Genomic DNA, 25,487 nt, shown 5'->3' with positions numbered 1-25,487 from the left:
ACTTTTAGTACCAAACGACAACACAGCCTCTTAATTTAAGAGGCTGTCACACAAGGAGGGGTCATGCCCGTTCTTCGCTCTACGATTAATGTGAAATCTGAAACCTTTGTTGCCAATAGCGAGGCTATGCAGGCGCAAGTGGACGATCTTCTCGAAAAAATAAATCAAATTACACAAGGTGGTGGTGAAAAAGCCGCCGAGCGCCATGTTTCTCGTGGCAAGCTATTACCTCGCGATCGTATTAATGCGCTGATAGATGAAGACACGCCATTTCTTGAAATTGGCCAACTTGCGGCGTGGGAAGTGTACGAAGACTATGTACCCTGCGCGGGCGTGGTAGCCGGTATTGGTGTGGTCAATGGCGTTGAGTGTATGATTGTTGCGAACGATGCAACAGTTAAAGGTGGTACCTACTACCCTCTTACCGTTAAAAAGCACCTTCGCGCGCAAACCATTGCCGAACAAAACAATCTACCTTGTATTTACTTGGTAGATTCAGGCGGTGCTAACCTGCCTCGCCAAGACGATGTATTTCCTGACCGTGAGCACTTTGGCCGCATTTTCTTTAATCAAGCCAATATGTCAGCCAAAAACATTCCGCAAATAGCGGTCGTTATGGGGTCGTGCACCGCAGGTGGTGCCTACGTGCCAGCCATGGCCGATGAAAGCATTATTGTTAAAGAGCAAGCCACTATTTTCCTTGGTGGTCCACCTTTGGTAAAAGCCGCTACAGGTGAAGTGGTTACTGCAGAAGAGCTTGGTGGAGGCGATGTACACACGCGTATTTCAGGTGTGGCTGATCACTTAGCCAATAACGACCATCACGCGCTGTCGCTAGCGCGCAATGCCATTGGTAGATTGAATCGCAAGAAACCTGAAACGGTAGACGTGACCGACATCAAGCCACCACGTTACGACAGCAAAGAGATTTACGGCATTGTACCTGCTGATAGTAAGCAGACCTTTGACGTTCGTGAAATCATTGCTCGTATCGTTGATGACTCTGATTTCGACGAATTCAAACCGCTTTACGGTACAACGCTGGTGTGTGGCTTTGCACGCATCTTCGGCTACCCGGTGGGCATTGTTGCCAATAACGGTATTTTGTTTGGCGAAAGTGCATTGAAAGGCGCTCACTTTGTTGAGCTATGTGCCATGCGCAAAATCCCCCTTGTGTTTTTACAAAATATTACCGGCTTTATGGTGGGTAAACAGTACGAACATGGCGGTATTGCAAAGCACGGTGCAAAAATGGTGACAGCAGTAGCCTGTGCCAATGTACCAAAACTTACCGTATTAATTGGCGGTAGCTTTGGCGCCGGCAACTACGGCATGTGTGGCCGTGCTTACGATCCACGCTTCCTGTTTATGTGGCCAAATGCACGTATCTCGGTAATGGGTGGCGAACAGGCCGCAGGTGTACTGGCACAAGTAAAACGCGACCAAAAAGAGCGCGCAGGCGAAAGCTGGAGCGACGAAGAAGAAAAAGCGTTTAAGCAACCGGTAATCGATACTTACGAAAAGCAAGGTCACCCGTACTACGCATCAGCGCGCTTGTGGGATGACGGGGTTATTGACCCTGCCGATACACGCCTTGTATTGGGTCTGTCTTTATCTGCCGCACTTAACAAGCCAATTGAAGACACTCAATTCGGCATCTTCAGAATGTAGGAGCGATGAATATGGAACAAGCTGTAACCTACGTTGTTGATGAGCGTGATGTCGCCATCGTAACGTTGAATCGCCCAGAAAAGCACAATGCTTTTGACGATGAAATGATTGCCGAATTAACCCGCTTGTTTAAGCAAGCGGGTGAAGATACCAGAGTGCGTGCCCTTGTACTGCAAGCCAAGGGTAAAAGCTTTAGTGCAGGCGCTGACCTTAACTGGATGAAAAAAATGGCAAGCTACACCCAAGCGCAAAACGAAAGCGATGCGATGGGCCTAGCTACCATGCTGCAAACACTGTACGCATTGCCCAAACCCACTATTGCACGTGTGCAAGGCGCTGCGTTTGGTGGGGCGGTAGGCCTCATTGCCTGCTGTGACATTGCCATTGGCAGCAAGCTAAGCAAGTTTTGCTTAAGCGAAGTAAAAATTGGACTTATTCCAGCCACTATTAGCCCTTATGTTGTTGAAGCAATGGGCGCTCGCGTATGTCGCCGTTATTTCCAAACTGCCGAAGTATTTTCTGCGCGTCGTGCAAGACGCTTAGGCCTGCTAAGTGAATCGGTAACCGAAGACGAGTTGGATAGCACGATTGACGGCATTATCAGCGGTATCGTTAAAAATGGACCACACGCTGTCGCGCAGTCAAAAGCGTTAGTGCAGTGGGTGGCGTCTCAGCCTATTAACGATGCGCTGCTGGGCGAAACCAGTAAACTGATTGCTCAAATACGTACATCTGAAGAAGGCCAAGAAGGTTTAGGTGCCTTTTTAGAAAAGCGTAGCGCTGCTTGGATAAAGCCAGCCGCACAAGATAACGCGGGGTTGGAGAAATAAAGATGATTAATAAATTACTCATTGCTAACCGTGGCGAAATTGCCTGCCGCGTTATTAAAACAGCCAAACTGTTAGGCGTAAAAACAGTAGCGGTTTATTCAGATGCAGACACCCAAGCACGCCATGTAAAAATGGCCGACGAAGCCGTGTATTTGGGTGCTTCACCATCAAAGGAAAGCTACTTACGCGGCGAACTGATTATTGAAAAAGCAAAGCAGCTAGGGGTAGATGCCATTCACCCTGGCTACGGTTTTTTATCAGAAAATGCCGATTTTGCTAATCTTTGCGCGAGCAACAACATCATTTTTGTTGGCCCTCCTGCTTCTGCCATCGAAGCCATGGGCTCTAAATCTGCGGCAAAGCATATTATTGAAAAAGCCGGCGTACCGCTTGTGCCGGGTTATCACGGTGATGATCAAGATGAAGCCGTATTAAAAGCGGCCGCTGATGAGATGGGCTACCCGGTGCTGCTTAAAGCAGCCGCGGGTGGTGGCGGTAAAGGTATGCGACAGGTATGGAGTGAAAAGGAGTTTTCACAAGCCCTTAGCGCCGCTAAGCGCGAGTCGATGGCAAGCTTTGGTGACGACCACATGTTGGTTGAAAAATACCTTACACGACCGCGTCACGTAGAAATTCAAGTGTTCTGTGACACCTTAGGTAATGGCGTTTACTTGTTTGAGCGCGACTGTTCTGTACAGCGTCGCCACCAGAAAATCATTGAAGAAGCCCCTGCCCCAAATATGTCGCAAGATATTCGCGAGAAAATGGGTGAAGCAGCTATTCTTGCCGCGAAAGCGATTAACTATGTTGGCGCAGGTACGGTTGAGTTCTTGCTAGATGAAGACGGCTCATTCTATTTCATGGAAATGAACACTCGTTTGCAGGTAGAGCACCCTGTGACAGAAATGATCACAAATGAAGACCTTGTTCAGTGGCAGCTTTCAATTGCTGAAGGTAAGCCCATTCCTAAGCAGCAAGAAGAGCTTACGCTTACCGGCCATGCGTTTGAAGCACGTATCTATGCCGAAGATCCAAACAATGAGTTTTTACCTTCAACAGGTACGTTACACCTTCTACAACCGCCTACAGAAAGTGACGTAGTGCGCGTAGATACCGGTGTAGAACAAGGCGATGAAGTTAGCGTGTATTACGACCCTATGATTGCCAAATTGGTGGTATGGGGCGAGTCACGCGAAGTAGCGCTTAAACGCCTACTCCACGCGCTTGGCAACTATCATATTGAAGGCGTATCAACGAACATCGATTTTCTAAAACGCGTTGCTAGCAATCAAGCGTTTATCGACGCAGAGCTAACCACAACGTTTGTTGAAAAACACAATGACGACTTATTTGCCCCTGCACCAGAAAACGCCCAATTTAATCGCGTAACGTTACCTGCTATGGCGCTACTTGCCTTAACACACCGCCAAGCGATGCAAACCAAGCGCAACAATGCCAATAACAAACAGCTTTCTGTTTGGGGTTCAGCAGGAGCGTGGCGTGCAAACCTTACTCACAATGAAGTAATGCAGTTACAGGTAAACGGCGACACGCTTGATATTAGCGTAAACCATACTACTACCCTAGGTGAATTGGTATGGAACCTAACCATTAACGGTACTAAGCATGTGGTTTCAGGTGAATTAACTGCACTAGATGCCAACAGCGCTCAACTTCACGGCGTTATCGACGGTTACAAGACAGTGTATAGCGTGTGCGAAAAAGACGGACACTTCACGCTGTTTAACAACGATACTCACGCTAGCTTTGATGTTGTTCTACCTTCACTGGGTGATGACAGCGATGCAGGTCACGACGCCAACTTTGATGCGCCAATGAACGGCACTATTGTTGCCCTGTTAGTAGAGCCAGGCACGAAAGTAGAAAAAGGCCAGCCTATCCTGATTATGGAAGCCATGAAAATGGAGCACAGTATTGTTGCCCCTAAAGATGGCGTGGTTGACAGCTTTTACTTCAACGCTGGTGAACTGGTTGATGGTGGCGCAACGCTACTGGCCTTTACCGCCGATGGCGAAGAGGAGTAAATGCCATGGCATTCCCATCACAAGTAAGTATTGTTGAAGTAGGCCCTCGCGATGGCCTACAAAACGAGAAGCAACTGGTAACCACTGCAGATAAGCTAACGCTAATTAACATGTTAGGAGACGCGGGATTAACGCGTATCGAGGCAGGTAGTTTTGTGTCGCCCAAATGGGTGCCACAAATGGCCGATTCGGGTGATATTTTCAAACAATTAACCCGCAAGCAAGGTGTGCAGTACTCTGCCCTCACCCCTAACATGAAAGGCTTAGACGCTGCCCTTGAAGCGGGTGTTGAAGAAGTCGCCGTGTTTGGTGCGGCCTCGGAATCTTTTTCGCAAAAGAATATCAACTGTTCAATTAGCGAAAGCCTTAGCCGCTTTGAGCCGGTTATTGAAAAGGCCAAAGCTCTCAATATTCCTGTGCGCGGCTATGTGTCATGTGTAATGGGCTGCCCTTACGAGGGCAAAATAGCGCCCAAAGCCGTAGCCGATGTGTCTAAGACCCTGCTTGATATGGGCTGCTATGAGATATCGCTGGGCGACACCATAGGCACTGGCACACCCGGAGCAACGAAAGCCTTGATGGATGAAGTGTTAAACGCCATTCCAGTCTCTAAGATTGCGGCACATTTTCACGACACCTACGGACAAGCACTGGTTAACCTGTATACCGCAATGGAATACGGCGTAGCAGTGATAGATTCAGCCGTGTCTGGCCTGGGCGGCTGTCCTTACGCCAAAGGCGCCAGTGGCAATGTGGCAACTGAAGATGTGGTGTACATGCTAAATGGTATGGGTATTACCTCTAACGTAAACATGGATAAACTGCTGGATACATCTCGCTTTGTGCAAAGCGTGCTGGGCAGGTCGCCAGTATCGAAGGTAGCAACGGCACTGCTTGCCAAATAGGCAAGCAAATAAGTGCGGATACCAATATTAAAGCGCAGTATGGTTTTTACCTACTGCGCTTTATTTTTCTTTAGGCAAAATCAAGGTGGTCACAATTGCCAAGGCAATCATAGCTGCCATCACGTACACCACAGAAAACGACAATACGGGCGTTAGGGCGGCATACAAGCTACCAAATGCTAACAAAATGAGCCCAATAGAGGTATTTGAGAAACCCACCAGCTCTGTACGCTCCTGCCCTTCCTTAACATCCAAACTGTAGGTCTTTCGCCCCGTTCTGACGCCTGCGTGGGCAATAGACAACACAAAGAACAGCGCGGCTGACAGTACGAGCGATTCTGAATTGCTAACGAGTAATCCAATACACGCAACAAGCGCCATTGCCCCTGCTATTTGAAGGGTAAGCCTTGCGCTTTTATCAGCAACCTTTCCCCACACCAGCGACGATAAGAGCGTCGCTAACGCTTCTGCGCCTATATAAATAGGTAATAGATCGGCTGCGTTTTGTTCCTTCTGCAACATAAAATATGGCGCAACAAGCGCAGAGTGAACAAAGAGCCCCCTCACGAATATAAACTTGTAAACAGTGCTGTCGAATTTAACACTAAAAAGTGAATTTTTATTGTCATTAGTGTGGTTATTTTTTGTGTTGCTGTTTTCGCCGTTCTCAACATTTTCAACATCAACATTGGTTTTTATGGGCCACATACACACTAGCGTTAATGCAAATACACTAGCACTAAAACCTAATATACCCATGAGCATATAAGCGTCCAATGTATCGCTGAATACAAACAACGGCAGTGCAATCGCTAGCGTCGCAACTCCGGAAATCGTTGAAGCGGTGCCAATTAAGTTTCCGCGCTCTCCTTTTTTAGCAACATCGGCTTCCATATCTTTAACGGTAAGCGAGCACGCAGAGCGCCCCAAACTAAGCAATGTAAGCGCACCAAGTACAACCATTCCTGCCGTCCACCCACTCATAGCACTATTACTCGCCAGGACAAGGGCGCTTAAAATGAGCGCTACAGAGAACGCCTGCACAGCCATACCCGCGCGCCACACACTATGTCGCTCACTATGATTGCGAAGATAAAAAGTGAGTAGCGCTTGAGGCAATAATGCCCCGGATTCTCGTATGGGCACTAGCCACCCGATCATCCAAGAAGGAGCACCCATTGATATTAGAAGAGCCGGAAGTGTGGTTTTGGCCGAAATTAGTAAATCAGCGAGCTTGTTTAATGACAGACCCGCAATAAGTCGATGTTTTTTATTAGTTAGCAAGACAGTGGATGCCCAGTGCGTTTTGATTTTCTTTTTAAACGCACAATTAGGTGCTAAAGATCACATACACTGGGCGTTAGGCAAGTATTGAATCCCCCACTTTTAACCTTTATTCTCAACGATGGTCTTTAAGTTCTCCAAGCCCATTTCAAAATCGGGTCCAATAAGGTCGTCGATAAACAAAACGAAAAAGCGGTTCACTGGATTATTGTCGACTTCGCCCTCGTCACGCCAAGTCACTTGCGTACCTTCAGCGACTTCCTTCATTTCGACTGTGCCTGTTGACCCCATATCAAACTCTGGAAAATACAACCGATAAAGTACGCGTTTATTGTGCTCTAATTGGGTAATTTCCATCTCACCGTCGCCTTCAGTATCGCTTTTCCACTCTGAGCGCATACCAATAGCCCGGTCTGGGCCCGAATAGTCGAGCTCCATTTGCGGGTCACGCTTAAACCACACGCCCCACTTTTGCCATTCCCTTAAATCCACGATATACGGATATACTTCAGCAGGCTGCGCATCAATGGTGATCCTGCGCTCAACGCTATATTCCTTTGGGATAAAAAAGCTTGTTGCCACAAATAAGACGATAACCACGCCAACAATACCCAACAACTTTTTCAATACACCCATCTGATCCTCCAAAATGAATTATAGCTTAAAATATAACATTTTATTAACAAAAGTCACTGGGCGCTTGACTAAATTCACCACTCAAATAATGAATGACCATATTTCTAACAACATCAGCGTCTACCTCTGCAACCCAAGACACCTCGCCTTTCGATGTGTCACTACGACGGGTCTGCCCTGCATTGGGTGTAGCTATTCCTACCTCAATATTGCCACTCTCGACCCGATAATGCTTACTCGGTAAAGCCAACATGCACGTTGATAAAATATCCCAAAGAAAATACGTAAACTCGTAGGACGGAATAGCAGTAACGGTTGCAGCCCAAAACTGCCCGGCCAAATCGGATACGGGGGTTTGAGACGCTGCAAGCTTTTCCAAAAACGACCAACTGACGGGAAGCGAGTTCGTAGCATCAAGGGGCACGAGTAAAACATTGACGCCACTATCAATGAGATCTTTTGTTGCTTTTGGGTGCCAATATGCATTCCACTCTGCGGTGCCGTTGTGGTCGTGCATGGCCACATTACCTTTTACGTCAATTGCACCACCCATCCATACAACACGCTCAATATTACTTTTCACATGAGTACCATTTTGCTCGTCAGTTATCGCGGCAGCTAAATTAGTGGCTGGACCCGTCATTAGCACTGTCACTTTTGACGGATGCTTTGAAATGGTTTCTTGCATCCATTCGTGAGCAGGTGCATTACTTACGTTTACGCTATCGCTATTAGTACGCAACATCACGGGCATAGCGTGACATACCTTAGGCTGTGCACGCCACTCTGGAGGAAATGGGTTAGGCCCAGATATATTTCCCACACAAATGGGGATATGAGTATTACCCGTTAGGCTGAGAATTTTTTTTGTGCTCAATACAGCGTCATCTGGGTAACAATCTGCAGGCGTAATACTTACGCCAATAACGTCGATATTCGGCAAACGAAGTAATAAAAGCAGCGAAAGTAAGTCATCTATACCACCGTCATGGTCAAATACTACTGCCTGTTTTGCTGACATAATGAAACAATCCTTTAAAAAAATTTACCAAAAAATAACATCGCACAAAAATGAAACTGTCATTCTAAATATTCTTGTGTAATATGAAGTTAGGTTATCACGAAGTCCTTGGGACTGTTGATGTTTGTATTGCATAGTTATCGCACTGAATATTCGCAAATCACTGTCAAAGGACACACCACGTGTAGCGCTGTTAATCGCTTACCTTCGTTTTCTTTCAATATTTCTAACGATACACCGTTGTCGCTTTATTACAGGAGTTTTTAGGAAATGGCAGATCAAAGTTCTCGTTACATCAGTAACCTTACACGCGATACCTATGCGCTAATACTCGCAGGTGGAAAAGGTTCCAGATTACACGAACTCACTAACTGGCGCGCCAAGCCAGCACTCTATTTTGGTGGAAAATTTAGAATCATTGATTTCCCCCTGTCTAATTGTGTTAATTCAGGTATTCGCCGCATTGGTGTAGTTACCCAATATAAGTCGCATTCACTGATACGCCACCTCGTCAGAGGCTGGGGGCACTTTAAGAAAGAATTGGGTGAGTCAGTTGAAATCCTGCCTGCTTCTCAGCGATTTTCAGATAGCTGGTATGAAGGTACCGCAGATGCGGTTTTCCAGAATATTGATATTATCCGCGACGAGCTGCCAAAGTACGTAATGATTTTATCTGGTGATCATATTTATCGCATGGACTATGGTGATATGCTAGCCAAGCACAAAGAGTCGGGGGCGAAAATGACGGTGTCGTGTATGTCGGTACCTATTGAAGAGGCCGCTGGCGCGTTCGGTGTTATGTCGGTAGATGAAAGCTATAGAATAAACGGTTTTGAAGAAAAACCAGCCTCCCCTACGCCACTACCCAATGACAGCAGCAAATGTTTGGCATCAATGGGAAATTACGTATTTGATACTGAATTTTTGTTCGAGCAATTGCGCAAAGATGCTGAAAACATGGGCTCTCAGCGAGATTTCGGCAAAGATATTATTCCTTCAATTATTAAAGATCACCCAGTGTACGCCTATCCATTTGAACAAAGTGGCAGCGACAATGCGTATTGGCGTGATGTAGGTACCATTGATTCATTTTGGGAAGCCAATATGGAAATGGTTGCACCGGTACCACAGTTAAACCTGTATGACAGAAAGTGGCCTATTTGGACTTATCAAGAGCAGCTTCCTCCCGCCAAATTTGTATGGGAAGACCATGACAGACGTGGTGAAGCCATTAACTCGGTGGTATCTGGCGGTTGTATTATATCGGGATCAACGCTGCGTTCCTCTATTTGCTTTTCCAATGTACGGGTACATTCGTACGGCCTCATAGAAGACGCAGTTATTCTGCCTGACGTTGAAATTAAGCGTCACTGCAAATTAAAGCGCGTTATCATAGACCGTGGCTGCGTTGTGCCCGAAGGCACCACTATTGGCTATGACCACGAACAAGATAGAGCTCGTGGTTTCCGTGTATCTGAAAAAGGTGTGGTGCTAGTCACGCGCGAAATGTTGGGCCAGCCAGTGGGTGGTCTGAAAAAGTCTACCGTAGCTGAATAGCGATCAGTTTTTAACTTTTACTATTCCACTTGTTCAAGGTAGCAGTTACAAATGCTGCTACCTCTTCAGGATGCTCCAGCGGAAACATATGTCCTCCTCGCATCACCTTGTGCTCAATCTCATTATGTTGCATTAAACGAGCATACATTTGCGGCTTACATACGTTGCTTTTATCGCCGGTCACTAACACCGCAGGACACTGTAGTTTGCCTTTGTACTTACCCAAATTATGCGGAACATTGCGAAACAACTCTGCCTCCACATCGGCGCGAAATGTTAGTGATATAGCGTCTCCCTTTTGTGCGGTAACCGATTTTACGTAATCGCGTACGCAGCGCTTATCCATATCTCTAAACAGTGCTTTTCCGTGAAAATAGGCTTCCATATCGGTATGAAGCGGCCAACTAGTATTACGTGTTTGCGCCAATTTCGCTGGGGTTAGCTTATTAATTAAAGGCGTATGTTTAGCAAACTTAAAAAAGTGACTTAATGGGCCAACTACTAATGGTGGGTCGAATAATATTAAACCCCGAAAAAGCTCAGGGGCCTCGCAGGCTGCCATGTAGGTAATTACGGCACCGAACGAGTGACCAATGCCAAACACGCCTCGCGGATCCTTGTTTTCTTTTTCGATATGGTGAATTAGTTCTTTAACTTGATTACGCCAATTGCCGTTAACTGGTAGTTGCGGATCATGCCCAAAGCGTTCTACATGAAGACGGTTAAATTCGCTTGGCATGGCCGAAAACATGGCATTGTAACAACCAGCAGGAAACCCATTGGCATGGGCGAAATGAAAACTCAAATCTGAAGATGACACGTAAACCTCGGAATATAAAAAAGAAAAGGGGCGATGGCCCCTTATTCCAATCTTGCCGACATAGTACTATAAGCCTCTCGCCTCTGCCATTTCCCAATCTTTTACGATTTTTGTGCTTGTCCATAGAAAAACCGCAATAGACAATGCGTAAGGTATTACAAGGTAGATAAGTGACTGTCTCAGTGCTTCGGTTTCACCAAGAGAAGGCACTAGCGCTTGACTGATAATACCGGTAAGTGTTGGGCCACCACCCAAAGCGATAATATTGAGTACAAAGAAAAATAACGCAGTCGACATTGCCCGTACATTCACCGGCGCAAGCGTTTGTGCCATAGCAAAGCTAGGCCCTAAGTACGATCCACTGGTAAATAGTAAAAGTGCCATTAGCCCAACGGAGAGCCATAGATCTTGTACTTGGAGCGATACATAAAACGCAGGTACACCTATAATAAGGGCTATCGCAGGCAACAAAGCATAGGCTTTCTTATTATGTTTTCCCCACCTATCCGCAATATAACCGCCTAACCACACCCCTAGCGCATAGGCAGTACCATTGATGATGCCGAACACAATCAGCAGCTGTGTAATATCAAGGCCAGCAAAAGCACGAACATAATAATCTATGATCCAAGTAGAAATAGCATAGTTTCCGAACGAACCGAACGAAATACCCAACGCCATTCCCCACCACGTGGGCACTTTTAGCAATGTTTTCAATGAAGCTTTTACACTTGGCTTATTGGCTTGCTCTGCTTCACTCAGTACCGTGACAGTGCGCTTGGGTTCCTTAACAGTAAACTTCAATAACAGCGCTAGTAAAATACCGGGAATCCCCACACTGTACATTACTGTGCGCCAATCCGCTGAGCCGCCTTGAAGAAAAAAAGCTGATGCAAAAAAAGCCAACATAACTCCAAATGGAATGCCTAACGAATAAACCGCTAAAGCACCTGCACGCTTTTCCTTGGGGAATAAGTCGGAAATTATACTGTGCGATGGTGGACTGCCGCCCGCTTCACCAATCCCTACGCCAATTCTAGCAATGGCCAATTGCATATAATTAGCAGCCAATCCAGACGCAGCAGTAAAGCCACTCCAAAGAGTCAGTGATATGGCAATAATATTAACGCGGCTGTAGCGGTCTGCAAGCCATGCAATGGGGATCCCCATTACCGTATAAAGTAGCGCAAAGTAAATGCCTTTTAGCCAGCCTAGCTGCGCATCATCTAAACCCAAGTCCGCTTTGATAAAGGGAGAAAGAATGCCGATGATCTGCCTGTCTATAAAATTGAAGGCATACACTAAGGTGAGAACGAACAACACATAGTTGCGGTAACTTCTAGATGTTCCAGCTTCGCTTGCAGGAATACCTTCAACGTGAGTCTGAGCCATAACTATCCTTTTCGATAACGATTTCCCAGTCTACGCACTAGGCAAAAAAATGCACAACTAATTGTTACTTATTTGTTAACATAACGAAAATTTCTAAGAGAGTCTTTCTGTTCCCTAGCGCTTGAGGTACGATGTGTGCTCATCAACTCATCAGACCAGACAGGCAATTATGACGGTAGACGAACTGTTAACTATTCCCGCATTAACGCAGACTTCTGACAATACATGGAAAGTCGATGGACTTGTTATTCCTAAAACCTGGGGACAAGGGCGTACCGCCTTTGGAGGCATTTCAGCAGGAATGCTTTATAGCGCCGTTAAACAGCAGGTACATGACGACAGAGTGCTACGCTCTTTTACAACTAACTTTGTAGGCCCACTATCTTTAGAAGCGCCTTTCTCAATTGAAGTAACCCTGCTGCGCACAGGTAAGAACGTGTCTCAATATACAGCACACGCAATACAAGATGGAAAAAGCTGCGTATTTTCACAAGCGTGCTTTGGTGTAGGAAGAGCGTCGGCAATTCGCGTTGAGAATACAGAAACGCATTCTATGGCCACGCCAAATAAAGCGAAGTTCATACCTCAAATCCCCAAAGTAACGCCTAAATTTCTGCGATACTTTGACCTATCTATTGATGAAGGCGGTGTGCCGTTTACTCGCAAGAAAACAAGCCATTATCATGGATTTATGCGTTTTAAGCAGCCTCCAGCTGAGATTACTGATGCGCATATCATAACCATGATTGACGCATGGCCGCCTACGCTACTGCAAATGATGAAACTGCCTGCACCAGCAAGCACGGTGAGCTGGAATTTAGAGTTTATCCACCCGCACAAACCTGTGTCTCCAACAGACTGGTTTGCTTACCAGGCGCATACACGCCAAGCAGCTGACGGTTATGGGCACACTGAGGCCACTATTTGGGATAAAGACAACGAAGTGATTGCAATTAGCCGTCAAACCGTTGCGATATTTGACTAAGGAATAAAAAAACCTGTTTGTTTTTTAACAAACAGGTTTTTTCTCAATGGTATTTCACGTAAAGACTAGTAAAGCATAAAGGCGTTTGGATTAAACAGTGATATTACCGATATGCACTGTAAATTAGTAATATCCAACGCATCTTCTAAATCTTCGCGATTTAACGATAACGCATCATGCATTTCGGGCTTTAAATTATGATAGCTGGGGTAAACCTCAGGATTTACGTTATCTAACGCCAATACATAAGAAAGCTGAAGTATTCTGTCTTCGGGAAATTCACCTTCGTCGTCATGAATACGCTCTATAGGTTTATAGATAGTTTCAGGAATACCCCACTTTTCAATGAGTTTTGCCGACAATGTATTGTAGGTAAATCCAAGCACACCAAATTGCAATTCTGATGGACTGACACGCGCATTGAACGCCTGACAACGCTTAGCAGCTTCTGGCATTAATGAAACAACAACCAATTCACCAATATTATGCAACAGGCCCGATACGAACGCGCGTTCAGGTTCGCGAATATTTCGCATGTCTGTAAAGTATTTGGCAAGTAGACCACATGACACGCTCTGCTCCCAGAACTTATCAAGGTCAATAATTTGCCCATCTACTTCGCTAAATGCTTGACTGACGCCATAAGCCAGCGCCAAATCGTAAGTAGAACGAGTCCCAACAACTTGGATAGCACGCGTGATAGTGTCTATTTTATTGGGAAAACGATAAAGTGCAGAGTTGGCCACACGCAGAAGCTGTGCAGCCAATGACGGGTCGAAGGCTATAATGTCGCCGATGTCTTCAATACTTGAAGCTTCGTCGTCCATACAGGCTTTCAATCGCGTAACAGAGTCTGGTAAAACAAAAAGGTCTTCTGCTTTTGAAACAAGTTCGTCTAAATTCATTCTTGCACGATCTCCAATGCAACCTTCATTAACATAGAACAAAGGCACGTCCTTTAGCCCGCATCTTTTTATGTATAGGCGTAAAAAATGATTAGGTCAATAAAATATGTGTAGTAAAAAAGTATGATTTTCTTACTATTCATATACTTAAGCATAACTACGAAAAGTATTTCATCCGTGTTTTATCGCTTGTAAATAACCATTCCATTGAAGCACATCGCACTATTATACCAAGCTAACTTAACAATTAAGATAGCTTCTTAAAAAAAGCGCATCATAACTCTCATTGCTTCTATGTTAATATTGCGCTTTGTAATACTTTTTTATTATTTTTACCCTTATCTATTATGAACCTTAGCGCTGTTATTATTGGCTACGTGTGGCCTGAGCCCAATTCCTCCGCTGCTGGCCAAAACATGCTTTCTATCATTAAGAGTATGTGCTCTGCCGGTCACAAAGTAACGTTTTTAACTGCCGCTACTGACAGTGAACACAAAACCGACTTAGAAAGCTTAGGCGTTGATAGTCGAGAGATTACACTTAACTGCAGTAGTTTTGACAGCCTCATTGAAGACCTCGCGCCTGATATTGTTGTTTTTGACCGCTACATGACCGAAGAGCAGTTTTCGTGGCGAGTTAAAGCGTGCTGTCCCAATGCGCTGCGCGTACTTAATACCGAAGACCTCCATAGCTTGCGTCAAGCAAGACACAACGCTGTGAAAATGCACGGTGATGCTAAACTGGCTGACCTCAACACCGAGCTTGCCCAGCGAGAAATAGCGGCAATACTTCGTAGCGATATCACTTTGGTTATTTCAAAGCATGAAATGCAATTACTTACCGAGCATTATCAAGTTCCACGCAGCCAGCTCTTCTACTATCCACTACCTACAGACAAATCAGTGCCTGAATCGCCATCATTTACTGACCGCGCACACTTTGTTCATATCGGCAATTTTCGACATGCACCAAATTGGGATGCAGTACTTCAGCTGAAGCAGTTCATTTGGCCTGCAATTCGACAAGCGTTGCCAGACGCTCAGCTTCATATTTATGGTGCCTATCCGCCCAAAAAAGCCACACAACTACATAATGAAAAACAAGGATTTATCGTTAAGGGCTGGGCGAAAAGTGTTGACGACGTAATGCAAAATGCACGTGTGCTACTGGCGCCGTTGCGCTTTGGTGCAGGCGTAAAGGGTAAGTTCTTAGATGCAATGCGTTTCGCCACACCTAGTATTACCACATGGATTGGCGCAGAAGGTATAGCTGATGATAACAGCTGGCCTGGAGCCGTTTGTGGCGCTGACATAGATCAGGCTAAAACGATTGACGAATTCGCTAAACACGCTGTTGCGCTTTACAACAACGAAGAAATTTGGGCAGCAGCGAGCCAAAAGGCGGTTGAATGCGTAGCGCTATTTTCTCAACAAAAAGATGCCCTTCCCCTTGAGCCTTACTTAACTAACGTAATTGGAAGTATAGCGCAGCACCGACAAGGATTGTTTTTGCAAAGTTTATTGTGGCACCAAACATTGACGGCGAGTAAGTACATGAGCCAATGGATTGAAGCAAAAAATAAAAAACCAAAGCCAATAGCAAGCTAAACGCTCTATCGTATGCAGGTAGAATTAGTCACTAGCACACTGGCAGTGCGCATTTTAGCAAGTAGTTAAAAAGGATTTAAAATGAAAAATAGCGTTTTTTACCTAGTCGTTTTGGCAATTACTGGTTGCGCAAACACGCATTCCTCTTATGAAGAAGTTGCAACTAATGAATTTAAAATTACTGCTTCTGGTCCAGCCGATGATGGAAAAGCAGTTCTAGAAAAAGTAATTCTGAAAAAAGCATCTGAATTGTGCAAACATACTGGATTTAAGCTACAAGCGACTGGGCTTGGAGAGGACATCATCTTTTCTGGAATTACAGAGCAACCAACAAATGGAAGTTGGCATGGAAATAGCTCTAATACAATTCAAGCCGTTGCCACAGTTATATGTACAAAGCGTTAATGGACTTACTATGTTAGGAAAAATATTTGGTATTATCTGTTTGGTTATGGGCTTAATTTTAGGTAGCTGGATAGGATACAACCTCTTTATTGAAGCGCTACCGGCAACTGAAGGCAGAAGCCCAGTGCCAGCAATTGGTCTTACTGCAGTCTTCTTTTATGTAGCTTACTCTCGATTAAAGCCACAAAAACTGGAAAATTCGTGACAATTAGCTGTCCTGATTGTGGATTCTCTGAACTCTATAAGAGACAACGTAACACCACCGGAACCTTGTTAGAATTTTTTTAAAGAGCATTACGTGTTTACAAAGTTTATTGAACGGTTTTCTGCAACGCTTTATGTGCAAATCTGGGAAAGTCGATTAAAAGTGACCAACGTGACCAATCACACAGTATTTGATGACTCTCCTACCGTTGTAATACGAACCACAGAAAAAGGCCACAAAGTAATTTCAGGCATTGGTAAAAATGCCGCAAGCACGGTACAAAAAAATGAAGTTGTCGTAAATCCGTTTTCACATCCTAGAGCACTTCTTTGTGATTTTTATGTCGGTGAAAAATTGCTGCAACACGCGTTTAAAACGATTTTAAATACAAGTTGGCTTCGCCCACGTCCAAAGGTGATCATTCACCCAATGGAAAAAGTAGAAGGAGGCCTTACAGCAATTGAGGAACGTGCATTTACAGAGCTAGCATTAGGCGCTGGGGCTAGCGCTATTACACTTTATGTTGGCAAGCCGCTTGAGGTACAGCACGTAGATTTCGAGAAATTACAAATAGAACTTAGAACGAGTACTCAAAGTGAATCACCGTCTCAGTCAACCAGCAATGTTGGCGCACTTTTTATTTGGGTCGCTATGATTACCCTCGCAATTTGGCATTTTAGTAAATAGAAATCTATCGATGTTGTTGGCTCGTTCACAGTAAACTTGGTATCGTATAGATCGGCGCTACCGAGAGAAAACAGTAAAAATACAATATCGCGCTTTCGGGGCTTTGCCCATTATTGAGGATAGAATAATGAATATGAACGCCACTTTCGTTGGCCAACTTGCCTTTGCGTTTGCAATTGTGTGTGCACTTGTTGGTTATTTTTTAGGAAAACGAAAAACTAATCACCCTATACTGCTTGCAATAACTGGCTTTCTTTGTGGCATAGTTCCACCATTTGGCGCCGTATTTATTATGGTGATGGCGCTAAAAAAAGACCGTGTAGATACAAAGGTTGTTTCTAGCAGCAACTGATATACAGCGCCAATATGGTCTGCTAACCCAGACCTAAAAACGAAGGCAATACTCTTAACCTACCGTTAGTCGTCGGTTTGTAGACGTTTGATCACTGCTTTTATACCGTTACCCCTAGATTGGCTTAGGTAACGGTCGAGTTGACAAGCTTGCAAATACTGCTCGAAATCAAACTGTATTCTCTCCTGTGGAACAAGGCTATTCGCTTTCTCCAACAGTACAGCCAACACACCGCGTATTATCTTACTTGGAGAATAACCTTCGAAATGGCCATCTTTATTAAACAGCCAAACAGGGCTTTCACAGCCTGGTACAGCTGAGTGCTCATCACGCAGAGACTCATCAAGCGGCGTAAGTTTTTTCCCCGCTAGCATTAGCGTACGGGTAAATTCATCCCACCCTTTCGCTTTTGCAAGTTCATTTGCTATGGGGGGAAAGTTATTACTTTCTGTCATTTATTAATGTATCGATTACTTATCATGGATAAGGCAGGCCTTATTCACTTAGCGCTGCACTTAAATCTTGTGCGGTCATTACAAGGTTCTCAACATCACTGGTTGTGGGGAACATCACCAACTCTACACCGTTTTTCTCTAGGCCCGGTAGCCAAGTCTGGTTAAATTCATCAAGTGATACATTCGCGCACTGACCATCTACTCCATTGGTAAGTACAAATGCATTGGCTAAATCGCGATGTGGGAAAACGGGTAGTTGTACACTTTCACCGTCTTCAAACATGACAAAGCCTTCAGCGCCTTGCACCATCCAAATTTCTTTTGCTTTTAGTACATAAGTTACCACTAGCTCTTGTCGGTCTTCGGCCGAAAGCTTCATTGCTTGCTCTACAACGGTATCGCTCAACTTTTCTGATATTGTTTCTGGAAACACAATTCATACCTGTATTTGATTTTGCGGCAAGTATACCCGCACTATCGAGTGGCGCAATCTACTTCGCGATAAAATGCGTATAACGTATTAAAACCTGATAGCATTACGGCTTGTTATTTAAATAATCAGCCATAGAAAACGTACAAGAATAATTATCATGCACAACATTTTCTCCGCGCTAAAGCAAGGCACGCAAGCCAATCACACGATATTAGAAAATACGCATCCCTTTTCGTTATACCACCAAACATCTTCATTTGATGTGACTGTTTATGAAGAGGTACTTTCGGTAATGTATTGGTTTCATAGCGCGGTTGCAGGTGCACTGCAGGAGAGCGCAAAGCGAAATAGCGATCTTTTACCACTGCTAACACACATTAATATTGATAGTGTGCTTGATGCCCTTAACAGCGATTTAGCGCAGCTCAGAGCCAACAGTGTATCAAACGACGTTACGTTAAGTACGTTAAGTACGTCAAAAGATGAGAGTCCAAGTCTTGTAGACTTACCCTCATTTTATAGTGATAGCAGTCGTACTATTTCTGCCCTTTATGTATGGTTAGGATCATCCATGGGCGCAAATATTATTGTTAGGCGATTAGCGACAATATCTCCTGCTCCACCAACTCATTATTATGCAGCAATGAGTCAGTGTGGTCGTGCATGGGTTACCTTCAAACAACACGTTGAAACCCTCATTCCTTCACTTTCGACAGGAACCCCTCAATTAGCCCGGCATATTGTTGAAGATGCAAACAGCTGGTTCGCCTATCTAATTGCATTGGGTGAGGCTAAACAATCAACTTCTCTGCCTGTGCAAGCTCAAAAAGCATAAATATACTTAATCTTCGACTCCCTAAAATTGCTTTAAACTTACGCAATTGCATGAATAGCGAATTGGTAATTGCGTTGTTTCTGGTAAACTTGCGCCAAACTTATTAATACAAAAGAACGCATGAAAGTAATCTCATTTAACATTAATGGTATCCGCGCTCGCTTACATCAGCTTCAAGCGTTAATTGATGCCCACCAGCCAGATATTATTGGCTTGCAAGAAATTAAAGTGCATAACGAACAGTTTCCTGTGAAAGACGTAGAGGCTATGGGTTATCACGTATATTTTCACGGCCAAAAAAGTCATTACGGCGTGGCCTTTCTCGCTAAAAAAGAACCAGAGTCAGTAACCATGGGCTTTCCGAGTGACGATGAAGATGCACAACGCCGTATGATCATGTTGAAGACAACAGATGACAGCGGCAAGCCAGTTACCATCTTAAATGGCTATTTCCCGCAGGGTGAAAATGAAAAGCACGAAACTAAGTACCCTGCTAAGCGCAAGTTCTATCAAGATTTGATGGCTTACCTCAATGGTAATCACACGCCTGATGATCAAGTCATTGTAATGGGTGATGTTAATATCTCACACACTGACTTAGACATTGGTATTGGCGAAGAAAACCGTAAACGCTGGTTGCGTACAGGTAAGTGTAGCTTTTTGCCTGAAGAGCGCGAGTGGCTAAATACCGTTATCGATTGGGGCTTTGAAGACAGTTTTCGTGCCTTGAATCCGAAAACAGATGATAAGTTTTCATGGTTTGATTACCGTTCAAAGGGGTTCAATGACAATAGAGGTCTACGTATTGACCTTATTTTGGCAACAAAGTCATTGCACGCTAAGTTAACCGATGCGGGTATCGATTACGTACTCCGAGGCATTGAAAAGCCTTCAGACCACGCGCCAATTTGGGCAGTGTACAGCGACTAGTTAACGTTTAAATTTAACAGGAATTGTAGTGAGCACACTTCAAACCATTGCCCTTTTGGTATACAGCGGCTTTTTAGTTGGTGCACTAAAACACCTTGATGTGGCTCACTTCCTTAAAAATAAACATCAGCAGCACTTAGTATTTGGCAGTGCTGCAAGTTTGTTTGTTCTGTGGCTTTTCAAAGCTGGCATTTACGACGGCTTAGATGTTCATTTTCTAGGTCTGTCTATTGTAACCCTTATGCTAGGGTTTCGCCTCGCTATAATTACTGCTTTTATTACATTACTGGGTTCAACAGTTGTTGGGTTTAACGCTTGGGAAAATATTGGTGTAAACGGCTTAGTCGGCACTATCCTCCCAATAGGTATTACTTACCTGTTTTACATGTTGTCGTTTCATCGTATTACCAGACAATTGTTCGTGTATATTTTTTTATGTGCGTTTTTCCCTGCGGCACTTTCCATAGCGCTTAAAACACTTACCCTGGGTTTATTCTACTATACCGAAGGCACTTACCCATGGGACGTCATTTTCGACAACTACGTTTTGCTCATTCCTCTATTGGTATTCCCAGAGGCGCTTTTAAATGGAATGGCGATTACATTACTCGTCATTTATCAGCCAACATGGGTATACACTTTTCACGATAAATTCTATTTAGACAAGTAATGTCTATCTTTTAATAGACAACTGCATCTTTCAACGCAACTACAGCAAATTTGAACTAATGTTTAATAAGATTTTGATAGGAATTCCCTATGCTTTTAGGGGCATTGGAATACTGGTAGGTCTGTATGCAGATAATCACCCACTCTTTAAAACATCATTCAACAGAAGCGCTCAATGTGGAATTAAACCAGCTGTTGAGCACTCACAATTACTCTGTAGTTATCGCCTATAGTAACTGCATACATAATTCAGAGCAAATACAGCAAGTTTTCTGTGCTCATACCACTTCCTTTATGCTGGCCACCTCATGCCTTGGCGCTCTGCATTGTAATGCTGAAACGACAAAAGCGAATGCTGACATCTCTTTATTTTGTATTGATGACAGCCAAGGTGCTTACGGCGTGGGTAGTGCCGCTTTGTACAACGAAATGACTAATCAAAGTGAGCCTTTCAACGCAGGCGCTCGGGCACTTGAACAAGCCCTTGCGAATGCCGCTAGGCCCTATGAAAGTCCAGCATTGATATGGTGTGCGTTACCGCCTGGCGAAGAGGAGCGTATTCTGGAAGGTTTTGCCAGCGTCGTAGGAGAACAAGTGCCCATTTTTGGTGGTTCAACTGCAGACAATACCGTAGAGGGTAATTGGTGCACTGCAACTGCAGATACTTGTGGGGCTAATACAATAGCGGTCTGTGTGTTGTACCCCTCTACTCCACTGGGTTTAAGTTACAGTTCTGGTTACAAACCTACTGGAACTGTGTTTACGGTAACATCAGCTCGTGGAAGAAATTTAGTAGCATTAAACGGCCAATCCGCAAGTCAGATTTATAACAGTGCTACCAACAACCTCATTGAAAACGAGCTCAGTGGCGGGCAAATTTTAGGGCTCACGTCATCAGCACCTTTGGGTAAACCCGTCGAGCTGGAAAACGGCGCGTTTAATTATTTGCTTTGCCATCCTGATGAAGTTTGCCTTGATGGCAGTCTTAACGTTTTTTCAGAAGTACACGAAGGTGACGTATTAACCCTCATGGAAGGCAATATTGATAGCCTCACATCTCGGGCAGAACGGGTGATTACTAACGCAATTATGCTTCTTCCGCAAAATAAAACACCTGTGGGTGTGCTTATGATTTACTGCGCAGGTTGTAGGCTTATGGTGGGAGATGCCATTGTACCTATGATTGAAAACCTGCAATTAAAGTTTGACGGTTTGCCCATATGCGGCCCATTCACTTTTGGCGAACAAGGACGATTCCTTGATGGCAAAAACAGGCATGGCAATTTGATGATTTCAGCTGTTGTGTTTTCAAAATGAATAAAGATTACGAAAACGTTTTAGAAGATCTTGCCCTCGTTTATCGACTAAAAGAGCAAGCTGAAGCCCATAAGAAAGAAAGTGATGCCTTGTTAGCGGGTACGCGAGCTTTGCTGACCGCCACCAGCGAACAAGAGCTTTATAAGAAGATGTTTGGAATTTTTAAAAGCCTCTACAACTACGAAGTATGTTTTGTGCTTGAAAACGATAGTAAGGGAAAAATGCGATGCACTAACAGTACTTTTTCGCCGTTGTTAGACTCACTGTGGGACATCGATGAAACATTATCAAAAGCCATAAAGAGCACCCCCGTCGCCCTGTTCAATATCAAAATGCAGCCAACGTGGCAGGCGCACCTTGATACATTCGATATCCCTGTAACCTCGGTGTTGTACTGCCCTTTTAAAGTGCACTCCCAACATGCGGTTATTGTGTTTTGTCACAATACCTTGGGCTATTACACACAGGAATATGTAGATATGGCTAATCGCTATCGTACGTTCACTGAACAAATGGCCATGAGTGTTCAAGCCAAACTCATGGCGCTTGAAACGGTTCGTTTAAAAGAAGAGAAAGCGCAAGTTGAAAAAAGCCTTATTGATTCTGAAAAGATGGCGTCACTGGGGTTGCTCGCGGCGGGTGTTGCGCATGAAATAAATAACCCTATCGCGTTTATTAATAGCAATATACATTTTTTAAAAGACACTTTACCTAGCTTATCGACGATGCAAGATATTGTTGTATCGCTAGCCAAAAGTTCATCAGATCAAGAGCGAGCACAACTAGCTGACCGCGCTACAACTTGGGCGCAACAAAATAAGCTCGACTCGTTAAGTGACGAAATTGCAGATATTTGTGAAGAGTCTGAAGAAGGCCTAATGCGCGTAACCGAAATTATAACCAGTTTGCGATCATTTTCTCACGACGCTGATATTGCAGATGATGAAACAGTTAATGTCGATGACTGTGTAGCACACGCACTGCGCTTGGTGAACAGCGAACTGAAACACAGAATTGAGATATGTCAGTACCTTAATGAACCACCAGCGATTAAGGGTAAAACCGGCAAGTTAAATCAAATATTGGTAAACCTATTTGTAAACGCAGCACAAGCAATGGAAGACGGTGGCACACTTACTATTCGTTCTTGGCACGACAAACAAAATAATACAACGGTTTTGCAAGTCACAGATACTGGATGTGGAATAGAAAAACATGCGTTACAGAAGCTATTTGAGCCCTTTTACACCACAAAACCAACAGGCAAAGGGACGGGGTTGGGGCTATATATCTCTTTCTCCATCGTCGAAGCCATGGGCGGCACAATTTCGGTGGACAGCGAAGTTAACGTTGGCACTACGTTCACCCTCACCTTTCCAACACCTGACTTAATGTAACAGCGCCGTACATTGACCGTGACGGTGACAGCATAAACAGCCCGCAGACCACACTAACTTGTTAGATATAAAAAAGCCCCAGACGAATGTCTGGGGCTTTGATTTTATAGGTAAAGTGCGTACAGCTTACTTTTGAAACAGGATATCCATTACGTCAGCAAGTTCGCCTTTACCTTCGCGAATTTCTTCTTCAGAAAGGCCTGCAATTTCATGTGGAAACACTAACCATTCGTCACTTTCGTTTACGTAGTAGTCTGGTACTAAGTCAGTGGTATTGTTTTGCGGCTTATACCAAGGACACGCAATACGGATGTCTTTTGGCATGTTTAGACGCATAAGTTTATTAATTTGCTTAATAAGTGCTTCTACACTGCGACCTGAGTCGAATACATCATCAACAATAAGCAACTTATCATCTGCGTTTGCGTTCTCTACCAGATAGTGCAAACCGTGAACACGGATCTCTTTAGACTGCTTATTGATACCATAGTACGACGATGTGCGCACCGCGATGTGGTCTGTTGACGTGTTCTTGAACTCGAAGAACTCCTGAACCGCGATACCAATTGGAGCACCACCACGCCAGATACCAATAATAAAGTCTGGACGGAAGCCATCTTCATACACCTTTGACGCTAAGCGAAAGGAATCCTGTAAAAGCGATTGCGAGGTGATAAAATTCTTGTTCATGACGTCTCACTGGGCAAAATTTAAAAGACCGCGAGTATAGTGAATTTCAACCAATTTTGCACGGCAAATTCAATGAATTATTCGTTTTGTAGTGCCTGAGACGGCTGAATTTTCATCGCTTTTCTTGCGGGATAGATACTGGCGCTGACGCAAAGTAATAGTGACAGCCCAGTTATGCTGACTATCTGGACCATATTCATCTCAATTGGCAAACCACTGCCATCTGCCGATAACGCCAGAGGCGAACCAATAAGTGCCAAAAAATTGTTTAGTTGAAGAGTTACCACCACACCTAACAACAGCCCTATCGCAGCACCTTTTACGCCGTTAAATAATCCATTTAACACGAAAATCCACATTATGGTGCTTGGTAGCATGCCCTGTGTTTGCAAAACCGCTATGTCACCTTGCTTTTCGGTTACAACCATTACCAATGCTGACACTATATTAAATGCAGCCACTGCGATAATTAGCAGCAACATCAGCATCATCATATTCTTTTCCATTTTCACGGCATCAAATAATGGCCCTTGACGCTCTCGCCACGTTTTAATTTGCGCGGCGTCTATGTGAAATGATTCGGTTAGCTGTTCAACAACAGCGAGGTAGTTAAATGCATCACCTAAAAACAGACGCTGTGAAATACCTTCTCCTTTAGGGTCACGAAGCAACCTATTTACATCATCAAGATGCATATAAATGACTTTATCGTCCATTTTAGACCCCATATCAAAAATACCCGCCACCGTGACAAGGCGCTGGCTTGGCATTCGACCAAAAGGTGTATATACGCTGGCACCTGCTACCATTACGCGTATGCGATCTCCTACCCGCGCATCAAGTTTGACCGCAAGTGCTCGTCCAATAACAACATGAAAACTGTTGGGTGTAATATCTTCGAATCTTCCTTGCTCCAGTTTGTTCGCTACCATGGTATGCATCAGCATTGCGTTTGGTTCAACACCGTGTATCTGTACGCCACGCAAATCCGTACGGCTTTGCACCACAGCTTCTGCTTCGCGAAATGCCATTGAAGCGGTTACACCCACTACTTGGGACTGCGTGTTTAACGGCGTGGCTAACTCAATATGGGGAACAATGCCCAAAATACGTTGCTTCAATTGGCCTTCGAGCCCATTCATCACTGACACGACAATGATTAACGCCATAAGACCAAGCGCAATGCCTGCTACTGAGAAACGGTTAATGAATGAGACAAAGCTGTTCTGGCTAGCTTTATTCGATTTAGCGTAGCGATAAGCAATAAATGCAGAAAGCGGATAGAAAGAAGAAAACATAGCGCCTTGTTTTGAAAGTAATACGGTAATATGCCTCGCCATTCACTATGCTATTAACCATGACGTAAAAAGCTGGCGAGAGTGGGTTTATGTTGCAAAGCAGTAAACCCGAAATAGTAAAGTGGTTATACTACGTGTAAGCTACTGGCTGCACAA

27 protein-coding genes are annotated in these 25,487 nt (G+C 44.4%); 17 read left to right on the top strand and 10 right to left on the bottom strand.

Translation table 11 applies throughout. The annotated features are described in order from the left end of the window. The first annotated feature begins 63 nt into the window (after positions 1-63). The 4 genes from OZ660_RS08385 to OZ660_RS08370 are packed head-to-tail and all read left to right on the top strand — an operon-like array spanning position 64 to position 5,451. The gene (locus OZ660_RS08385; RefSeq protein ID WP_274743191.1) at positions 64-1,671 is read left to right on the top strand and encodes a carboxyl transferase domain-containing protein; all 1,608 of its coding nucleotides are present in this window, start codon (positions 64-66) and stop codon (positions 1,669-1,671) included. 11 nt (positions 1,672-1,682) lie between these two features. Beyond that, positions 1,683-2,501 carry an enoyl-CoA hydratase/isomerase family protein gene (locus tag OZ660_RS08380; protein ID WP_274743190.1) on the top strand — a complete coding sequence of 273 codons (819 nt, stop codon included), beginning with the start codon at positions 1,683-1,685 and terminating at the stop codon, positions 2,499-2,501. A 2-nt stretch (positions 2,502-2,503) separates the two neighbouring features. Next, complete coding sequence (locus OZ660_RS08375; RefSeq protein WP_274743189.1) at positions 2,504-4,546, top strand: acetyl/propionyl/methylcrotonyl-CoA carboxylase subunit alpha; 2,043 nt, start codon at positions 2,504-2,506, stop codon at positions 4,544-4,546. 5 nt (positions 4,547-4,551) lie between these two features. After that, positions 4,552-5,451: a hydroxymethylglutaryl-CoA lyase gene (locus OZ660_RS08370; RefSeq protein ID WP_274743188.1), complete on the top strand. Its 900-nt coding sequence runs from the start codon at positions 4,552-4,554 to the stop codon at positions 5,449-5,451. A 60-nt stretch (positions 5,452-5,511) separates the two neighbouring features. Here the strand turns inward: OZ660_RS08370 and OZ660_RS08365 are convergent, their stop codons facing one another. The 3 genes from OZ660_RS08365 to OZ660_RS08355 all read right to left on the bottom strand — a co-directional run bounded on the left by OZ660_RS08365 (position 5,512) and on the right by OZ660_RS08355 (position 8,392). Beyond that, a complete protein-coding gene (locus tag OZ660_RS08365) occupies positions 5,512-6,735 on the bottom strand; it encodes an MFS transporter (RefSeq protein ID WP_274743187.1) in 1,224 nt (407 codons plus the stop codon). Positions 6,736-6,837: 102 nt separating this feature from the next. Further along, positions 6,838-7,371 carry an SRPBCC family protein gene (locus OZ660_RS08360; protein WP_159625059.1) on the bottom strand — a complete coding sequence of 178 codons (534 nt, stop codon included), beginning with the start codon at positions 7,369-7,371 and terminating at the stop codon, positions 6,838-6,840. Positions 7,372-7,414: 43 nt separating this feature from the next. Further along, complete coding sequence (locus tag OZ660_RS08355; RefSeq protein WP_274743186.1) at positions 7,415-8,392, bottom strand: nucleoside hydrolase; 978 nt, start codon at positions 8,390-8,392, stop codon at positions 7,415-7,417. A gap of 270 nt (positions 8,393-8,662) precedes the next feature. Between OZ660_RS08355 and glgC the strand changes: the two genes are divergently transcribed. After that, positions 8,663-9,949: a glucose-1-phosphate adenylyltransferase gene (gene glgC, locus OZ660_RS08350; protein ID WP_274743185.1), complete on the top strand. Its 1,287-nt coding sequence runs from the start codon at positions 8,663-8,665 to the stop codon at positions 9,947-9,949. 10 nt (positions 9,950-9,959) lie between these two features. Here the strand turns inward: glgC and OZ660_RS08345 are convergent, their stop codons facing one another. Then, positions 9,960-10,769, bottom strand: coding sequence for an alpha/beta fold hydrolase (locus OZ660_RS08345; protein WP_274743184.1), 810 nt, complete (start codon positions 10,767-10,769; stop codon positions 9,960-9,962). Positions 10,770-10,835: 66 nt separating this feature from the next. Then, positions 10,836-12,161: a spinster family MFS transporter gene (locus OZ660_RS08340; RefSeq protein ID WP_274743183.1), complete on the bottom strand. Its 1,326-nt coding sequence runs from the start codon at positions 12,159-12,161 to the stop codon at positions 10,836-10,838. Positions 12,162-12,330: 169 nt separating this feature from the next. On the opposite strand from OZ660_RS08340, the gene OZ660_RS08335 reads away from it, so the two are divergent. After that, the gene (locus OZ660_RS08335; RefSeq protein ID WP_226433196.1) at positions 12,331-13,146 is read left to right on the top strand and encodes an acyl-CoA thioesterase; all 816 of its coding nucleotides are present in this window, start codon (positions 12,331-12,333) and stop codon (positions 13,144-13,146) included. Between the two features lie 65 nt (positions 13,147-13,211). On the opposite strand, the gene OZ660_RS08330 is transcribed toward OZ660_RS08335, so the two are convergent. Then, the gene (locus OZ660_RS08330) at positions 13,212-14,051 is read right to left on the bottom strand and encodes an HDOD domain-containing protein (RefSeq protein ID WP_274743182.1); all 840 of its coding nucleotides are present in this window, start codon (positions 14,049-14,051) and stop codon (positions 13,212-13,214) included. Positions 14,052-14,398: 347 nt separating this feature from the next. Here OZ660_RS08330 and OZ660_RS08325 point away from each other — a divergent pair, with 347 nt between their 5' ends. The 6 genes from OZ660_RS08325 (at position 14,399) to OZ660_RS08305 (ending at position 17,307) form a co-directional block, all read left to right on the top strand. Next, a complete protein-coding gene (locus OZ660_RS08325; protein ID WP_274743181.1) occupies positions 14,399-15,658 on the top strand; it encodes a glycosyltransferase family 4 protein in 1,260 nt (419 codons plus the stop codon). A gap of 81 nt (positions 15,659-15,739) precedes the next feature. Beyond that, on the top strand, positions 15,740-16,063 hold the full coding sequence (locus OZ660_RS08320; protein WP_274743180.1) for a hypothetical protein: 324 nt from the start codon (positions 15,740-15,742) through the stop codon (positions 16,061-16,063). 10 nt (positions 16,064-16,073) lie between these two features. Beyond that, positions 16,074-16,268, top strand: a complete 195-nt coding sequence (locus OZ660_RS08315) for a hypothetical protein (RefSeq protein ID WP_274743179.1) — start codon at positions 16,074-16,076, stop codon at positions 16,266-16,268. Then, the gene (locus OZ660_RS19875) at positions 16,265-16,351 is read left to right on the top strand and encodes a zinc ribbon domain-containing protein (RefSeq protein ID WP_446698978.1); all 87 of its coding nucleotides are present in this window, start codon (positions 16,265-16,267) and stop codon (positions 16,349-16,351) included. Before OZ660_RS08315 ends, OZ660_RS19875 begins: the two co-directional genes overlap by 4 nt. A gap of 10 nt (positions 16,352-16,361) precedes the next feature. After that, the gene (locus OZ660_RS08310; protein ID WP_274743178.1) at positions 16,362-16,955 is read left to right on the top strand and encodes a rod shape-determining protein; all 594 of its coding nucleotides are present in this window, start codon (positions 16,362-16,364) and stop codon (positions 16,953-16,955) included. A gap of 127 nt (positions 16,956-17,082) precedes the next feature. Further along, positions 17,083-17,307, top strand: a complete 225-nt coding sequence (locus OZ660_RS08305) for a hypothetical protein (RefSeq protein ID WP_274743177.1) — start codon at positions 17,083-17,085, stop codon at positions 17,305-17,307. Positions 17,308-17,372: 65 nt separating this feature from the next. On the opposite strand, the gene OZ660_RS08300 is transcribed toward OZ660_RS08305, so the two are convergent. Together OZ660_RS08300 and OZ660_RS08295 are read right to left on the bottom strand one after the other, a co-directional pair. After that, positions 17,373-17,762, bottom strand: coding sequence for a SufE family protein (locus OZ660_RS08300; RefSeq protein ID WP_274743176.1), 390 nt, complete (start codon positions 17,760-17,762; stop codon positions 17,373-17,375). 40 nt (positions 17,763-17,802) lie between these two features. Beyond that, positions 17,803-18,195, bottom strand: a complete 393-nt coding sequence (locus OZ660_RS08295) for a DUF2750 domain-containing protein (protein WP_274743175.1) — start codon at positions 18,193-18,195, stop codon at positions 17,803-17,805. 157 nt (positions 18,196-18,352) lie between these two features. Between OZ660_RS08295 and OZ660_RS08290 the strand changes: the two genes are divergently transcribed. From OZ660_RS08290 to OZ660_RS08270, 5 genes are all read left to right on the top strand, one after another. Continuing rightward, positions 18,353-19,030 (top strand): biliverdin-producing heme oxygenase, encoded by a 678-nt coding sequence (locus tag OZ660_RS08290; protein ID WP_274743174.1) that lies wholly within the window; start codon positions 18,353-18,355, stop codon positions 19,028-19,030. A gap of 120 nt (positions 19,031-19,150) precedes the next feature. Beyond that, complete coding sequence (gene xthA / locus OZ660_RS08285; protein WP_274743173.1) at positions 19,151-19,960, top strand: exodeoxyribonuclease III; 810 nt, start codon at positions 19,151-19,153, stop codon at positions 19,958-19,960. 28 nt (positions 19,961-19,988) lie between these two features. Next, on the top strand, positions 19,989-20,630 hold the full coding sequence (locus OZ660_RS08280; RefSeq protein WP_274743172.1) for an energy-coupling factor ABC transporter permease: 642 nt from the start codon (positions 19,989-19,991) through the stop codon (positions 20,628-20,630). 125 nt (positions 20,631-20,755) lie between these two features. Continuing rightward, positions 20,756-21,946: an FIST signal transduction protein gene (locus tag OZ660_RS08275; RefSeq protein ID WP_274743171.1), complete on the top strand. Its 1,191-nt coding sequence runs from the start codon at positions 20,756-20,758 to the stop codon at positions 21,944-21,946. After that, entirely contained in the window at positions 21,943-23,343 is a 1,401-nt protein-coding gene (locus tag OZ660_RS08270) for a GAF domain-containing sensor histidine kinase (protein WP_274743170.1), read from the top strand. The genes OZ660_RS08275 and OZ660_RS08270 overlap by 4 nt, the downstream gene beginning before the upstream one ends. A gap of 126 nt (positions 23,344-23,469) precedes the next feature. Here the strand turns inward: OZ660_RS08270 and OZ660_RS08265 are convergent, their stop codons facing one another. Both OZ660_RS08265 and OZ660_RS08260 read right to left on the bottom strand, forming a co-directional pair. After that, a complete protein-coding gene (locus OZ660_RS08265; RefSeq protein WP_202265170.1) occupies positions 23,470-24,033 on the bottom strand; it encodes a phosphoribosyltransferase in 564 nt (187 codons plus the stop codon). Positions 24,034-24,110: 77 nt separating this feature from the next. Then, a complete protein-coding gene (locus OZ660_RS08260; RefSeq protein WP_274743169.1) occupies positions 24,111-25,373 on the bottom strand; it encodes a lipoprotein-releasing ABC transporter permease subunit in 1,263 nt (420 codons plus the stop codon). Positions 25,374-25,487 lie beyond the last annotated feature (114 nt).

Origin of the sequence: Alteromonas sp. 009811495, from assembly GCF_028865455.1 — a bacterium.
In the GTDB taxonomy this organism is placed as follows: domain Bacteria; phylum Pseudomonadota; class Gammaproteobacteria; order Enterobacterales; family Alteromonadaceae; genus Alteromonas.
The sequence above is the reverse complement of the archived record's forward strand: the minus strand, read 5'-3'. Positions and strand labels throughout refer to the sequence as shown.